Raw genomic sequence first — 16,786 nt, forward strand, 5'->3', positions numbered from 1 at the left:
GTAAACGGAAATCTTATTTTTTTAATAGTTGATCAACCACTTCCGGAAAATGTTTCATCTCTAATTTGTGAATCTTGTCTGCAACATCTTGTGCAGTGTCTGAAGCTAAAACCTCACATTTTGATTGAAAAATGATCGCACCTTCGTCATAATTCTCGTTTACGTAATGAATTGTGATACCTGTTTCGGTTTCTTTATTATTAATTACAGCTTGATGTACATGCATTCCATACATGCCTTTTCCACCAAATTTTGGTAATAAAGCTGGATGTACATTGATGACTTTATTTGGAAAGTCTTTTAGGATTTTTTCTGGAAATTTCCATAAAAAACCAGCTAGAATAATTAGGTCAGGTGTATTAGCTTTAAGAATATTTAATACATCATCTGTCTCTGTAAAGGCTGTTTTGTTGAAAGATAAAGCGCTAACTTTCAATTTTTTACAGCGATCTAAAACTTTGGCATGAGGATTGTTAGTTAATACCTGAATAACAGACGCATTGTCTCTATTTTGAAAAAACCTTATTAAATTTTCAGCATTAGATCCGCTTCCGGACGCAAAAATTACTACACGTTTCATTTTCTATTTTCAATGTTAAATTCTTCAAACAAAAAAAGCAATAATTATTAACAATTATGGGCTAAAATCGAAATTCTTCGATTTAAATAATTAAATTCGTAGCACATTTTTAAAGTAAACGTGTGTTTTAAAATAAAGTTTTTTATTTTTGCCTCTTAATTAAAACTAAAAAAATTAAAATTATGTCAGACATTGCATCAAGAGTAAAAGCGATTATCGTAGACAAATTAGGTGTTGATGAAAACGAAGTTGTAACTGAAGCTAGCTTCACAAACGACTTAGGAGCAGATTCATTAGACACTGTAGAATTAATCATGGAATTTGAAAAAGAATTCGATATCCAGATTCCAGACGACCAAGCAGAAAACATTGCTACAGTAGGTCAAGCTGTATCTTATATTGAAGCTGCTAAATAAGCACAATATTTATGGAACTTAAGCGAGTAGTAGTTACAGGATTAGGAGCGTTAACGCCAATTGGAAACACTAAGGACGAGTATTGGTCTGGTCTTATTAGTGGTAAAAGTGGTGCTGCACCTATAACATATTTTGATACTGAAAAGTTCAAGACAAACTTTGCTTGCGAGTTAAAAAATTTCGTGGCAACTGATTTTCTAGATAGAAAAGAAGCCCGCAAAATGGACAGGTTTACGCAGTACGCAATGGTCGCATCTGATGAGGCTATTGCGGACTCTAAACTAGACTTAGAGACCATAAATAAATTAAGAGTAGGTGTAATTTGGGGAGCCGGAATTGGTGGATTAGAAACATTTCAAAATGAGGTGTTAAATTTTGCCGAAGGTGATGGTACTCCAAGATTTAATCCTTTTTTCATCCCTAAGATGATTGCAGACATTGCTCCAGGAAACATTTCTATAAAAAATGGTTTTATGGGTCCTAATTACACAACTGTATCTGCATGTGCATCTTCTGCAAACGCAATGATAGATGCCTTAAACTATATACGTTTAGGACATTGTGATGTTATTGTTACAGGAGGTAGTGAAGCAGCAGTTACAATTGCTGGAATGGGAGGATTTAATGCAATGCATGCTTTATCAACCAGAAATGAAAGTCCAGAAACAGCATCAAGACCTTTTGATGCCACTCGTGATGGATTTGTTTTAGGTGAAGGAGCAGGTGCAATTATTCTAGAGGAATATGAGCACGCTAAAGCAAGAGGAGCCAAAATCTACGCAGAAGTTTTAGGAGGCGGAATGTCTTCTGACGCGTACCACATGACTGCACCACATCCAGACGGAATTGGAGTAATTGCAGTAATGAAAAACTGTTTAGAAAACGCTGGTTTAAAACCAGAAGACGTTGATCACATTAATACGCATGGTACATCTACACCTTTAGGTGATGTTGCCGAGCTAAAAGCTATTAAAGAAGTTTTTGGTGATCACGCAAAAAATATTAATATCAATTCTACCAAGTCTATGACTGGTCATTTATTAGGTGCTGCAGGTGCTATTGAGTCTATTGCTGCTATATTAGCAATGGAACATGGTATTGTGCCACCAACAATAAATCACACGACTGTAGACGAAAATATTGATCCAGATTTAAATTTAACACTTAATGCACCTCAAAAAAGAGAGATTAATGTTGCTATGAGCAATACTTTTGGTTTTGGAGGACACAATGCTTGTGTGTTATTTAAAAAACTAGACTAGTTTTATTGAATGAAACGCATTCGTAACATATTTAATTCCCAATCAAATGACGATGGGAATTTTTTTGTGGCTATATCTAAAATACTAAAGTTTAAACCAAAAACTTTAAAGTTTTATCAAACAGCCTTTACGCATCGTTCAATGAATATTAAAGACGAAAAAGGACACATAATTAATTATGAACGTCTAGAGTTTTTAGGCGACGCTATGCTTAGTGCTGTGATTGCGCATCATTTATACATGGAAGTCCCTGGAGGTGATGAAGGTTATCTAACCAAAATGCGATCAAAAGTAGTTAGTCGAGAGCATTTAAATGAACTTGGTAAAGATTTAGGACTTATAGATCTTGTAGAAAGTAAAATACCTAAAGGTCAATTTGGAGATAATATACATGGTAACCTATTTGAAGCTTTAATAGGTGCAATATATCTTGACAAAGGTTACAAAAACTGCGATAAGTTTATTCAAAAACGCGTTATAGATCCTTATGTTGATATCGAAAAATTAGAAGGTAAAGTTATAAGCTATAAAAGTTTATTGATAGAGTGGTGTCAAAAAGAAAAAAAGGTCTTTGACTACAATGTTTATGAAGACACTGGTAATGACAATATTAAACACTTTTCTGTAAAATTATCTATTGACTCAAAAATAGTAGCTAAGGCTAGAGCAACTTCAAAAAAGAAAGCTGAAGAAAAAGCCTCCAAACGCGCCTTTTTTGCACTTCAAAGTCAAATTACTAAAGCTGGCTTTATATAATAAAAGTACTATTCTTAAATTCTTAATAATTTAGGTTTTACTAAAACGTTTTCGTGGTTTTTTGTTGTTAAGTTTAAGTAAAATTGAATTATAATAAGCGTTTAAATGCTATATTTACAATTAATTTTATATTAAAATGGCTGTTCGGAAACTCTCCTTAGATGATTTTTTAGAAGAAGAGCATTACGCATTAATAGGTATTCATTGCGTAATAGAAGACTATAGATTAGCTTTTTTAATAAATCAAACATTAGATATTAAACTTAGAAGACGGTTAGATGACCTAACCAATCCAAGTTTAAATTCCAGTTATGCATTGTTTGAGTGGTTTGACGAAAAACAACTTACCACATACCACCTAGTAGCCAATACATGTAAGGTACAGCATAATAATTTACAGCAACAATCAAATTCGTTATTTGGAGAAGACTCATCAGGTGCAACTAATTTTTATTTGTTACCAGAATTTAAAAAAGTAAATTATCTTCTTAAAATAGAAACCGAATTCCATAATAAAGAAAAAATTATTTTAAATAACATTCTAAGGATTCCACAAGTAGTGACTGCTTACAGTATAGACACAGATGCTTTAAAATCCAAGGACAATTTAATATTCAACTAATGCCAATAAGAAAAAAACTAAGATCGTTGCAACTTTAGGACCAGCAACTAGCAGCAAAGAGGTATTAAAAGGTATGTTAGACGAAGGTGCTAATGTATTTAGAATCAACTTCTCTCACGCAGATTATAAAGACGTTGAAGAACGCGTAAAAATGATACGAGAGCTAAACGACGAGTTTGGTTATAATGCTTCCATATTAGGAGACTTGCAAGGACCAAAACTTCGTGTAGGAGTGATGAAGGGAGAGGTAATTGTAAATCCAGGAGACGAGATTGTTTTTGCAACAGGTAAACGTTTTGAAGGTACTAAAGATCGTGTATACATGACTTATGACCGTTTTCCGCAGGATGCAAAACCTGGAGAACGTATCCTTTTAGATGACGGAAAATTAATTTTTGAAGTACTATCAACAGATAAAAAATCAGAAGTAAAAGCCAAGGTAATTCAAGGTGGACCATTAAAATCTAAAAAAGGAGTTAACCTTCCTAATACAAACATCTCTCAGCCAGCTTTAACAGAAAAAGACGTCGAAGACGCTATTTTTGCATGTAAGTTAGGAGTCGATTGGATGGCCTTATCATTTGTGCGTCATGCAGAGGATTTAATGCAATTACAAGAACTAATAAAAAAACATAGCGATCATAAAATTCCGATTATTGCAAAAATCGAAAAACCAGAAGCAGTAGAAAACATAGACAAAATTGTAGCCTATTGTGACGGATTAATGGTAGCACGTGGTGATCTTGGAGTAGAGATTCCTGCAGAAGAAGTACCATTAGTTCAAAAACAACTAGTACTACGTGCAAAACGTGCCAGAATACCAGTAATTATAGCAACACAAATGATGGAAACTATGATTACTAGTTTAACACCAACACGAGCAGAAGTTAATGACGTTGCAAACAGTGTAATGGATGGTGCAGATGCAGTAATGCTATCAGGAGAGACAAGTGTAGGACAATACCCTGTACAAGTTATCAGACAAATGTCTAACATTATTAAAAGTGTAGAAAACTCTGAGCTAATAAAGGTGCCACAATCACCACCACACATACGTACTAACAGATATATTACAAAATCCATATGTTATCACGCAGCACACATGGCTAATGATATTGATGCAAAAGCAATATCAACATTAACCAATAGTGGATACACAGCGTTCCAGATATCAGCATGGAGACCAAAATCACATATATTAGTATTTACCTCAAACAAGCGTATATTAACGCAGTTAAATTTACTTTGGGGAGTAACAGCGTTTTATTACGACAAGTTTGTTAGCACAGACGAGACCATTGAAGACGTAAACGCTATTGCATGTAAAAAAGGGTTCTTAGAAGTAGGAGACATGCTAATAAGCTTAGCAGCCATGCCAATTCAAGAAAAAGGAATGGTAAACACACTAAGAGTCACAGAGATTACAAGTTGTAGTTTTTAAAATAACTTGGGCGTTACCACAAGGGTCGCGCTATCCACTATATCTTTTTTGCGCATAAGCGCGCACAAAAAAGGATGTCGTTTCTATCGCTAACGCATAGCCAAGGACAAAACAATAAATTAAAACCAGTTATAGAGATATAACTGGTTTTTTGTTTTAAAACACTTACAAACTATGTTAAATATTAATCAAAATAGCAATTAAATTAGTCAGTTAAGTAATGATTATGTAATTTAAAGTAATAAACGATTAATAGTATATAAAATGAACAACCTAGCGATACAAACAATAGAAAAAGAGCAAATAAAATTTTTAAAATTCCCTAAAGAAGAATTATTATCCTCAAAAAAAGAAAAAGTAGAACGCTGTCAGACTTTAACAAGAGCAATGGTATTGGGTAATATAGAGCACGAGAAAGTACATATTTTGTTTGCAGACAACGAAGGATTAAAAAGAGTAAACACCACAATTTGGGGAGTAACAGAAGACTATGTAATATTAAAAACGTCTACAATTATTCCAATGGAGCGTATTGTATCTGTAGCCTAAAATTTAAAACTCAATTGGACACTAATGGTTTTATCCGACTCTATCTTTTTAGGTTTATTTAAAGTATTTAGATTGGATAATGAGATGCCAAGTAAACGCACAGAATTATTCATTTTTTCTTGATATAGCAAATCCTTTGCAGTATCCAAAATTATAGCAGCATCAGCAATAAAATAAGGTAATGTTTTACTGCGTGTTTGTAGCGTAAAATCACTGTATTTAATTTTTAACGTAATAGTTTTTCCTGCAACTTTGCTATTAGCTAATCGTTTGGCAACTTCGTCAGCAATAAGCTTTAGTTTTTCAAGCATAAAGACTTCGGAGGACAAGTTTTCAGTAAACGTACGCTCAGCAGCTAGACTTTTTCTAATTCTGTTTGGTTTTACTTCGCTGTTATGGATACCTCTAACAATGTAATAGTACGATTTTCCTGACTTGCCAAAGTTAGACTCTAAAAACTCAATTGATTTAGATTTTAAATCCTTACCATTATATATTCCCTTTTGGTACATTTTCTCGGCAGTAACCTTACCAATGCCATAAAATTTTCTAATGTCTAAAGCTTCTAAAAAAGCTAAAACCTCTTCAGGATTTACAACTTTTTGCCCATTAGGTTTGTTGTAATCACTAGCAACTTTAGCAACAAATTTATTAATGCTAATTCCAGCTGAAGCAGTTAAGCCAACTTCATTAAAAATTCTTGATCTAATCTCTTCAGCTAACATAGATGCGCTAGGATTACCTTTCTTGTTTTGGGTAACATCTAAATAGGCTTCGTCCAAGGATAAAGGCTCTACTAAATCGGTATAATCGTAAAAAATTTTCCTAATTTTATTAGAGATTTCTTTATAGCGTTCAAAATCTGTTTTAACAAAAATTAGATGAGGACATAATTTTATTGCCAATCTACCAGACATGGCGCTTTTGACTCCAAATTTTCTTGCTTCATAGCTCGCAGCACTTATAACACCACGCGTTCCGCCACCTCCAACAGCAATAGCTTTTCCTATAAGTTCTGGATTATCCATTTGGGCTACAGATGCGTAAAATGCGTCCATATCCACATGAATAATTTTTCTTATTGGTAAATCGTTTTGCATCTTGTAAATTTAGACATTAAATGTCTTTTATTGATTTCAATTTAATTTAAGATTTATAATTACCTAAAAAAATGATAGAAATAGAACGTAAATTTTTAGTCAAATCTAATGTCTTTAAAGCAGTAGCATTTAAACACACCAAAATTACGCAAGGTTTTTTAAGTACTGACAAAAAAAGAACAGTAAGGGTAAGACTTAAAGATAATCAAGGGTTTTTAACTATAAAAGGAGAATCGTCAAGTACTGGATTGTCTAGGTTTGAATGGGAGAAAGAAATCACAAAAGTAGAAGCAGAACAATTATTATTACTTTGCAAAAAAGGAGTAATTGATAAAACACGTTACGAAGTAAAAGTAGGTGAGCATACGTTTGAAGTGGATGAGTTTTATGCAGATAACCAAGGATTAGTCATTGCAGAAGTTGAGTTAAATCATGAAAACGAAACTTTTGTAAAACCGGATTGGTTAGGTGATGAAGTGACTGGAGATATTAAATATTACAATTCACAACTTAGTGAAAACCCATATTGTACATGGTAAAATAAAGACTTTAAAACAGCTATAAATTAAAATAGCCTTACTAAGATTAGTAAGGCTATTTTTTGGTTTTTAATTGGTTGTTAAACTAGTGTTTATTGTTGTTGTGGTCCACCGCTTACGATTGTAAACTCAGAACGTCTGTTAAATTGATGTTGCTCTTCTGTACAACTAGATCCACATTCATATAATAGCTCAGATTCTCCTTTACCATCTCCAGATATTCTACTTGCATCAATACCTTTAGATACGATGTAAGCTACTGTAGATTTAGCTCTTCTATCAGATAAGCTCATGTTATAACCTGCAGGACCTCTACTATCTGTATGTGATGTTGCATAGATTACCATTTCTGGGTATTTGTTCATCACTAAGACTAGTTTGTCTAACTCTAATGCTCCTTGTGGTGTAATGTTAGATTTGTCAAACTCAAAGTAAATTGGGTCTAACACCACTTTGTCTGCAACAATAATTTTCTTGATTGGTGTTAGGTCAACTGTAACAGCAAGACGGTCTTCTCGTTTTGTATTAACAGTTACTGCATTATCTTCAAACTCTGCTTTAGTTACTTTTAAGCTGGTATCTAAGTCACAGTCTGTATTAAATGTTGCTACACCTTGTGCATTGGTTGTTTGTGTCCCTAATACTGATCCTTTAGCATCATGTAGTACTACTGTAGCATTGGCTAGCTTTTCTCCAGTTTCTACATTTTCTACAGTTACAATTAGGTCTACATCACATAAGGCTTTAATTTCATTAATAGCATAAATGTCATCACTTCCTTTTCCTCCTTCACGGTTTGAAGACACGTAACCTTTTTTATCTGCATCAATATTAAAAGCAAAATCGTCTGCTTTACTATTTATTGGTGCTCCCATATTTTTTACTTTTCCTGCATTAGAATATTCAGTATAAAATACATCTAAGTTACCTAAACCTAAGTGCCCATTTGAAGAGAAAAATAAATAGTCGCTTGATCCTGCGTATGGAAACATTTCTTGTCCTGAGGTATTAATCTTGTTTCCTAGGTTTTCTGGTGTTCCAACCATACCATCAGCTTCAATAGTTGCTTTGTAGATGTCGTACATACCAAATCCTCCTGGCATATCAGATGCAAAGTATAATGTTGTTCCATCTTTGCTTACTGATGGGTTTTTTACAGAGTACGTATTAGTGTTAATATTTAACGGTTGTACTTTATCCCATTTGTCTCCAGATTTTGTCGCTTTAAATAACTGAATAACACTAATTTTTGTGTTTCCTGTTTCTAGCTTTTCGTACATATTCTCAAAAAAGCTTTCTCTAGAAAAATACATCGTGTTACCGTCTGGTGAGAATGATACCACACCTTCATGATATTTAGTGTTTATCTTTCCGTTAAGTAAATTTGGTTCAGCATAACTTCCGTCCTCTGCTTGTGCTATTTCATAGATGTCTAAAAAGGGTTGGTCATTCCATCCATAATTACGTCTAGAGTCATTTCTTGCAGAGGTAATATAAAGGGTTCCATCTTTTAAAGTCCCTCCAAAGTCTGAAGCTGCTGTATTAAAATCTAAATTTTCTGCAGTAAATTTTGCTTCAGATTTTAAGATGTCTTCTAAGTAATTTGGATTAGCAGTGAATGCTTTAGCTCTGTCGTCTGTGCTGTAAAGCGAAGCAAATTTTTTCATTTGTGTGTTTGAAGCATCATATTTACCATTTGCTTTTAACATCTCAGAATACTTATAAAGCATTTCTGGATCTGCTTTTGTTTCTAATGCCTTAGCATACCACTTTTCTGCTTCTACGGTATTAAATGTATTGTAGTTTGCTTCGGCTAATCGTTGGTACACGTATGCGTCTGCTTCTCCTTTTTCTACTAATTTGGTATAGGCTTTAGCTGCTTCAACAAACTCTAACTTATCAAAATGTTTGTCAGCACTTTTGGTCGCATCACTTTGAGCAAACCCATTGGCACTGCTTAGTAATATCGCGAATATAAATAGTTGTATTTTTTTCATTGTAATGGTTGGCTTTTGATTAGAAATAACGTGGTGAACGTGATACTTTTCTTGGAAGATTAATATCAAAGTTGATAAAAATCTCGTGTGATGAGTTGGTTACAACATCTAATTGTGATTGGATACTGTCATATGCATAACCTATTCTTAAATTAGGTGCCACTAAAAAGTTAATCATCCCACTAAAAGAATCGTCTAAACGGTAACCTGCTCCTACTTCTACAAAGTCATACATAAATAAGTTTATGTTTACATCAAAACTTACTGGCGCATCAAAAGCAACTTTAGCTAAAGCGTGTGGCTTTAGCTTAAAGTTTTCTGATAAATCAAATACGTATCCTGCTGCTCCAAAAAAGTGTTGCGTCTCTGATCCTATTTTAAAGCCATTAGCATCTAAATGCACAGAGTTTAAAATGTTAGGCATAGAGGCAGAAATATAAAATTTACTTGGTTTGTAAAAATATAATCCTGCTCCAATATTTGGAGTAACTTCATTAATGTTTTCTGAGAAAAATGGATCATTAGCATCTATTAAATCTAATTGCGTTAATCCAATGTCATGAAACGTAGCTCCTGCTTTTAATCCAAAGGCTAATTTAGTTTTTGTTCCTACAGGTATGGTGTAAGAAAAATCAACATAAGCATTCGTCTCGCTTACTGGTCCTACTTCATCACTTATTAATGATAGTCCCAATCCTACATTCTTACCAACTGGCGAATGTAGGGTTAGTGTTCCTGTAGTTGGTGCTCCTTCTAATCCAACCCATTGGCTTCTGTATAGTGCGCCTATGGCAACACCATCTGTCGATCCTGCATATGCTGGATTAACCACATTCATGTTATACATGTACTGTGTGTACTGTGGATCTTGTTGGGCTTGTACACCTATAAACACTAGGAATACGATATATATTATTTTTTTCATCTGTTTCTTGTTGGTTTTCTAGTTAGTTTATCTGTTTATATATACCCAAGAGGCTTTTGTTTTGTTTCCTTGATACTTCATTACGTAGTAGTAAGTTCCAACTGGTAACTCGTCACCTGCGTTAGATTGTCCTTCCCATTCGTTTACATAATTTGTTTTAGAGTAAACTAAAGTACCATTACGGTTGTAAATCTCTAAGCTTTGTACATCAAAACTACTTAAATCAAAATTGTCATTTAATCCTGGTGACACACCTGGAGAGATACCTTGTGGTATTGTACAGTTTTCTAACTCTACTACTGTTACAAATTCTGACTTAGAACATCCTGTATCATTAAATGTAACTTCAATTTCATACTCTCCTTCAGTTAAAACAGTATTTAATGCTAATCCTGTTTGACCAGCAATCTCAACACCTTCATTATACCATTTGATACTTACTTCACTAGCTGTGTAATTTTCTGCTTGAGCAGTAATAGTTATTGGTGATGTTGCGTTTGGACAAACCTCATATGGTATATCTAAATTAAAAGTTGTTTCTGGACGAATTCCGAACAATAAATCAAATGATGATGTTTCAAAACAACCAGATTCATTTTCTACTCTTACATAAATAGTATCTGATCCTGATTGGTAACTAATTGTATCAGTTATAGGATTTGTAACGGTTTCTGCATCTGATAACTCTAAATAGTAAGTAAATACTAAATCAGGCGTCCCATTTGCTAATACTACTTCATTTATTGTTAAATCATATCCAGCAATACCATCTTCATCATTATCACACCCTAGAACGTCTTCAGGTGTTCCAAGGACTGGTTTAGGTGCTAAATTTATACTAAACGAATCTACTTTAAAACAACCAGTTACTATATTGGTTAACCTTATATAGATAGTTGTTGGAGCTGAAGTATAGCTTGTTGGGTCTACTATAGGATCTACATCGTCAATAGCGTTTGCTTCGGTTTCGTAATAAGTTATGGTAATGTCAGACTGAGTTCCTAGTATGTCATTTTCATTAATGGTTAAATCAAAGACAGTAATACCACTGTTGTCGTTGTCACAAGCTACAATTTCAGGAATATTTCCAGTTTCAATATCTGGATTTGGGAAAAATTCAACTAAAATCTGATCTGTATAAAAACAAGCTGAACTTACGTCTGTAAATGTAATATCTACTTGATATAGTCCTTGTTCAGTAACAACTAAAGAGGTTCCGTTTTCACCTGCAATTGGGTCTGTAATTCCGTCTGCAACCGCATACCATGTTATGGTTGCGTTTGTTGGTGGAGCAATACCTAAGTCTAGTGTTACGCTATCACCTTCGCAAGTTGCTAATCCATTACTAATTAAAATGTCATTTCCAAGGTCTATATTTCCAATATCAAAACTACTAGCTTCTAAAAATACAGCCGAGTCGTAAATAGTATCACCATCATCTGCGATAACCAATTTGATACTATACGGATTGTTTGGTATCACTGCAGAAGTTGCTGTTAATGGTACTGTTCTACCAATAAAGTTTGTTGGATTAGTAATTGCTGGTAATCCTCCTGCTCCATAGTACGCATCAAATAGTGTTGGGTTAGAGGATGCACAGCCAGTATTATAAGCGTCGTCTCTTATTGAAAGTACCGAAACTGGATCTGAAGTGCCTGGTATTACAGCAAGGTTTGTAACATTACCAGTTGTTAAGTCTGTTAATAAAAATGCAAATGCATCAGAGAATCCACATTGAAAAGTTCCATATTCTTCTGCTGCAAAAATAAAATTAAAAGATAGCTGATCAATTAACGGAGTAAATTCGAACTCGATTAATGATGCGTTGTTAGATCCTCCTGCAGGTACATCATCTCCTGGATTACCATCTAAATCTGTGTTAATAAAAGCTTCTAAGTCTGCATCTCCTGGCCAAGATCCTCCACCTTCACTTAATACACCTGTCTCTGGACCTGGTGCATTTAATACGTTTCCTGTTGTCATAACAATACCACTCTGGAAAGGGAATGAAGATCCGTTGGCTTCAAAATATCCAATACCATTAGTTGTTCCAAAATCGGTTCCTGTTGACCATGTAACGTTGTTAATTAATGCACAAGGCGAATTTACTAATACATCTGTAATTAATTCTGGCACTGTGTATTGTGTGTCGTTTGTTGTTATTGGTGGCGGAATTGTAAATACACATAAATCAAAGTTTACATCTTGAAAAGGAATATCTCCATCTGTATAAATTCTAATATAGTAGGTATTACCTATTGTTAACCCATTTGCTATGCTACTGTTTGTAGCCTCACAATAAATATTAGTTAAAGAGTCACAATCAGGACCTTCATAAAGCGCATGGTTTAAATTAACCGTATCTCCTACGATGTTACTTATATCAATTCCATGATCGGTTGCAACAGCATCAAACTGAAACCAAACGTCGTCATTTGCTGTTCCAGTACAAACATTTGTTTGAGCTGAAGTTGTTGCTCCATATAATGTTGCACTTGTTGTATTTGTACAATTCTCGTCTGCGTTTGGTGTGACTATAATAGCATTTAAACAATCATCATTTGCTGGAGGGCAAACAGGAACATTCAATGTGCTACTTGTTACAATACAGTTTGTATCATCTGCATTTGCAACAGTAACTACTATATCTGTGTCCAATGGATATGGTCCCATTGTTATAATGCCACTAGTCGTTACGTTTTGTAGTGGAGTACTTTGGTTGTCTGTAATATTTAAGCTTAATGCATCTCCTATACTAGTTATATCAACGTTAACAAAAAACTGATTGTTTCCTGTACTACAGTCAGTAGTTGTAGAAAAGTCTACTACAGGATTAATACAAGTTGCACAAGTTACTGTAACTGTTAATGGTGTATAGCCTTGAGAACCACAATCAAATACGCCATCTGATTGCACAGTAAAAGAAATAGTGTCTCCTGACGATTGATAAGTCAACCCTGAAACATCTCCATTATTTCCATATGGCGTAAGTGCATTAAGGTCTGTTGTTCCGTCTGTATCAAATACGATTAACTCATCCCATCCTTGTTCTACTTGACCAGAATTAAATGTGATATTTAATGCTGTCCCATCCGTAGAGCTAAATGTAAAGATGTTTGTATCGTTACTTTCATAACAGTAGTTAATTGTTTGTGGTCCATCCGTCGCACAATCTAAAGTAAAGTTAAATTGTAATAATGTTGAAAAGGTAAACGGTCCAGCCCAAGTACTTGTATCTGCACCACAAACCGATTGTATATAAATCTCGTAATCCGTTGCTGGATTTAATCCTGTCTCTGAAATTGTGGTTGTTGTTACTAACGTACCAGAAGTTGGTATTCCTGTTCCTGCTGGTTGTATAACATAATTCCATTCTGTCTCTGTTCCATTTGATGTCCAAGAGATATCTGCTGAAGTTTCAGTAATTGATGTTGCAGTAATATTACTTGGTGCGACGCAAAAGTTTCCACAAGCTTCTACTCGCACTTGGTCAATTGCCATATCGCTTTCAAAAATATCACCAGTACCTACATAGCTAATTTCAATATATACTATTTGTCCTAAGTAGGCGTCTAAATTAACACCAATAGGTACCCAAGCTTCATCTGCTGTTGATTGGTAATCGCCTATCCAAGTATACTCGGTAGTAAAAGGTCCTGTTTGAGAGGTACTAACACCAATATTCAAAGTTCCCATATTATCTCCAAATGCATGCATCCAAAATGATAATTCTGCACCATCTACTGCTGTAGATAAGTCTATTGCTGGTGTAATAGCAGAGGCTACGTTAGTTGTGTTTCCTGAACCTTCATATTCAAGGTGTGTTCCTGCATTTCCGTCCCACGTAATGTTCGGACCAGTTCCACCAGAGTTTCCATTAACGGTTGTAATATCCCACTCTCCATTAAGGTCTGCAAATGTTGTTCCTGTCCATCCTGCTGGCACATAGTTGGTGTCGTTACCAAAATCTTCTGTAAAGATAAAAGTAGATGCACCAGAAGTACATGTTACGCCTACTGGAGCAGGTGGTGGTGTATTTAATGTTGTAAAGTTAATTGGTCCTGCCCAAACACTTAATCCATTACCACAATCAGAAAGAATATATACCTCATTAACTGTACTTGCAGTTAACCCTGTTAATGTATAAGGGTTGGTAGTAATAGGTGTTCCAGATCCCGTTGGTACTCCTGTACCTGCTGGTTGTACTACTATTTCCCAATTTGTTTCACCATTGTTTGCAGTCCATGATACATCTGCAGTTGTGTCTGTAATTGCATCAACAGTTATACCTGTTGGAGCAACACAAAAATCACCACACGTTTCTACTCTCACTTGGTCAATTGCCATATCACTCTCAAAAGTGTCTCCTGTTCCTACATAGCTAATTTCGATATAAATGATTTGACCTAAGTAAGCGTCTAAGTTAATACCAATTGGTACCCAAGCTTCATCTGCTGTTGATTGGTAATCACCTATCCAAGTATATTCTGAAGTAAAAGGTCCTGTTTGAGAAGTGCTAACACCAATATCTAAGGTTCCCATATTATCTCCAAATGCATGCATCCAAAACGATAATTCTGCACCATCTACTGCTGTAGATAAGTCTATTGCTGGTGTAATTGCAGAGGCTACGTTAGTTGTGTTTCCTGAACCTTCATATTCAAGGTGTGTTCCTGCATTTCCGTCCCATGTAATATTTGGACCTGTTCCTGTTGAGTTTGCATTTACTGTTGTAATATCCCAATCTCCATTAGTATCTGTAAATGCAGTTCCTGTCCATCCTGCTGGCACATAATTAGTATCATTACCAAAATCTTCTGTAAAAATTATTGTAGAAGATGCGCCAGAAGCACATGATACTCCTACTGGAGCAGGTGGTGGTGTGTTTAATGTTGTAAAGTTTACTGGACCAATCCATACACTATACCCATCAGTACCGCAATTTGCTCTCACGTAAACTTCATATGGTGTGCTAGGTGTCAATCCTGTTGCTGGATATGGTGCGTTTAATGAGGTTACTACACCATCTGTTGTTGGCTCTCCAGTTCCTGCTGGTTGTATCCAAATTTGCCATTCTGTTTCTGTTGATCCAGCATCCCAAGTAATATCTGCTGTTGTATCTCCTGTCGCAGTTGCTGTTACAGCTAATGGGTCTGGACAAGATGGTACTGCGCGTACTTGAAAATTATCTACAAAAACATCGTTATCGTTAGTGTCATCAACAGTTCCCTCTGATGCTCTAATACCAAACTGAGCAGTAGTACCAGAATAAGCAGTTAAATTTTGTACTACATGTAATCCTGTTGCAGGAATCACTGAGGTTGCATCAAAAGTTTCTAATACAGTCCATGTTGTACCATTATCTGTAGTAATCATTAATTCTACTGTATCATCAGATCCTAAAGTTCCTGCGGTAGTTGTACTACCAAAAGTCATAACTCCAAAATCAAATTCTACCTGATAAGGAACACCTGTTAAGTCAATTTCTGGACTTAGTAGCCAATCACTTTTTTCTGCTAACCATAGGTTGATTTTATAAGCTCCAGTAAAACCATTGTTTAAATAGCCATCGTTAGTCCATGATGAAGTTCCTAGGTCTGTAGGACCTGTTGTTGAATCTCCATTATTAGCAACTTCCCAACAGTTTGCTGGAATAGTTGTAAAGTCTTGTAAGTATGTTGGTGTAAATATTGCACAGTCGGTTGTAAACGTTATAGGTCCTGACCAAATACTTAAGTCTGCACCACAATTGGCTCTAACATACACTTCGTAGTCTGTAGCAGGAGTTAAGGTATTATCTGTATATAATGTATTGTCTGTTGCTGGAGAACCTGCTCCAGTTGGAGCTCCTGTTCCTGCTGGTTGAACAACTACTTCCCAAGCAGCTTCTGTCCCTCCTAAGGTCCAAGATAAATCTACAGATGTAGATGTTACTGCGTCTAAAGTAAGTCCTGAAGGATTTGGACATGTAGCATTGTATATAAGCACATTGTCAATTAGCCAATACCAAGCCCAAGAATCGGCATCATTATATATAAATCTAACTTGCATGTTAGCGTTAGCATAGGCTGTAATATTTATATGTTGTTGGTCAGGTGCATTAAAATTACCTGCTGATGCTGTTTGATTTAAGACTTCGACCCAAGCAGTACCATCATAAACTTCTACTATAGCATTGTCTGCTCCAATATTTCTGTAATATTGGTCAAAATCTAGAAATAGTGCTGTTGCTGCCGAAGCATCAAAAACAGGAGACGTTAACGTTTCTAATAATAAAGTTCCGTTTCCGTTTGCATCACTATCTACTATAGCTGCATTTGTGCCATCTAAGCTTGAAAAACCTCCTTGAATTCCAGAAATCCATGAATCACCTGTTGCTGCTCCTGCATCTGTTATCGTCCAGGTTGCAGGTATGGAGGCATTAAAATTTTCTTGTAAATAAGTTTGTGAATTAGCTTGCCATCCTGTTAATAGAAATAGTAAAGCTAAAATGAACGTAGTTTTTTTCATTTTAATGAGATTGGGTGTTAGTTTATTTTTTTGAAAACCTTGCGAAAAACACAAGTTGGTTATTTAAAGGTATACTTTTATTAAGAATA

12 protein-coding genes are annotated in these 16,786 nt (G+C 35.0%); 7 read left to right on the top strand and 5 right to left on the bottom strand.

The genetic code is table 11. The features are described 5' to 3' along the window. Positions 1 to 13 precede the first annotated feature (13 nt). Positions 14 to 580 carry a phosphoribosylglycinamide formyltransferase gene (gene purN, locus AC0L3M_RS12835; protein ID WP_473431016.1) on the bottom strand — a complete coding sequence of 189 codons (567 nt, stop codon included), beginning with the start codon at positions 578 to 580 and terminating at the stop codon, positions 14 to 16. 182 nt (positions 581 to 762) lie between these two features. Between purN and AC0L3M_RS12840 the strand changes: the two genes are divergently transcribed. The 6 genes from AC0L3M_RS12840 to AC0L3M_RS12865 all read left to right on the top strand — a co-directional run bounded on the left by AC0L3M_RS12840 (position 763) and on the right by AC0L3M_RS12865 (position 5,626). Next, a complete protein-coding gene (locus tag AC0L3M_RS12840; protein WP_013869581.1) occupies positions 763 to 996 on the top strand; it encodes an acyl carrier protein in 234 nt (77 codons plus the stop codon). A gap of 11 nt (positions 997 to 1,007) precedes the next feature. Continuing rightward, positions 1,008 to 2,258, top strand: coding sequence for a beta-ketoacyl-ACP synthase II (gene fabF / locus AC0L3M_RS12845; protein ID WP_292948454.1), 1,251 nt, complete (start codon positions 1,008 to 1,010; stop codon positions 2,256 to 2,258). A gap of 9 nt (positions 2,259 to 2,267) precedes the next feature. Then, positions 2,268 to 3,014 carry a ribonuclease III gene (gene rnc, locus AC0L3M_RS12850; RefSeq protein WP_145005352.1) on the top strand — a complete coding sequence of 249 codons (747 nt, stop codon included), beginning with the start codon at positions 2,268 to 2,270 and terminating at the stop codon, positions 3,012 to 3,014. A gap of 136 nt (positions 3,015 to 3,150) precedes the next feature. Beyond that, positions 3,151 to 3,636, top strand: a complete 486-nt coding sequence (locus AC0L3M_RS12855) for an IPExxxVDY family protein (protein WP_292948457.1) — start codon at positions 3,151 to 3,153, stop codon at positions 3,634 to 3,636. A gap of 22 nt (positions 3,637 to 3,658) precedes the next feature. Further along, positions 3,659 to 5,077 carry a pyruvate kinase gene (gene pyk, locus AC0L3M_RS12860; RefSeq protein ID WP_473432513.1) on the top strand — a complete coding sequence of 473 codons (1,419 nt, stop codon included), beginning with the start codon at positions 3,659 to 3,661 and terminating at the stop codon, positions 5,075 to 5,077. A gap of 264 nt (positions 5,078 to 5,341) precedes the next feature. After that, positions 5,342 to 5,626, top strand: a complete 285-nt coding sequence (locus tag AC0L3M_RS12865; RefSeq protein WP_292948460.1) for a hypothetical protein — start codon at positions 5,342 to 5,344, stop codon at positions 5,624 to 5,626. On the opposite strand, the gene dinB is transcribed toward AC0L3M_RS12865, so the two are convergent. Next, positions 5,623 to 6,726 (bottom strand): DNA polymerase IV, encoded by a 1,104-nt coding sequence (gene dinB, locus AC0L3M_RS12870; RefSeq protein ID WP_292948462.1) that lies wholly within the window; start codon positions 6,724 to 6,726, stop codon positions 5,623 to 5,625. The genes AC0L3M_RS12865 and dinB overlap by 4 nt on opposite strands. A 71-nt stretch (positions 6,727 to 6,797) precedes the next feature. Between dinB and AC0L3M_RS12875 the strand changes: the two genes are divergently transcribed. Then, the gene (locus AC0L3M_RS12875) at positions 6,798 to 7,265 is read left to right on the top strand and encodes a CYTH domain-containing protein (protein ID WP_292948464.1); all 468 of its coding nucleotides are present in this window, start codon (positions 6,798 to 6,800) and stop codon (positions 7,263 to 7,265) included. A 92-nt stretch (positions 7,266 to 7,357) separates the two neighbouring features. Here the strand turns inward: AC0L3M_RS12875 and AC0L3M_RS12880 are convergent, their stop codons facing one another. Genes AC0L3M_RS12880 through AC0L3M_RS12890 form a run of 3 tightly spaced genes read right to left on the bottom strand, consistent with a single transcriptional unit; the run spans position 7,358 to position 16,697 of the window. Next, positions 7,358 to 9,262: an OmpA family protein gene (locus tag AC0L3M_RS12880; protein ID WP_473431017.1), complete on the bottom strand. Its 1,905-nt coding sequence runs from the start codon at positions 9,260 to 9,262 to the stop codon at positions 7,358 to 7,360. Between the two features lie 19 nt (positions 9,263 to 9,281). After that, the gene (locus tag AC0L3M_RS12885; RefSeq protein WP_473431018.1) at positions 9,282 to 10,187 is read right to left on the bottom strand and encodes a PorP/SprF family type IX secretion system membrane protein; all 906 of its coding nucleotides are present in this window, start codon (positions 10,185 to 10,187) and stop codon (positions 9,282 to 9,284) included. 27 nt (positions 10,188 to 10,214) lie between these two features. Beyond that, positions 10,215 to 16,697: a choice-of-anchor L domain-containing protein gene (locus AC0L3M_RS12890; RefSeq protein WP_473431019.1), complete on the bottom strand. Its 6,483-nt coding sequence runs from the start codon at positions 16,695 to 16,697 to the stop codon at positions 10,215 to 10,217. Positions 16,698 to 16,786: the final 89 nt, after the last annotated feature.

The organism is Olleya sp. KJ81-1, assembly GCF_055808135.1.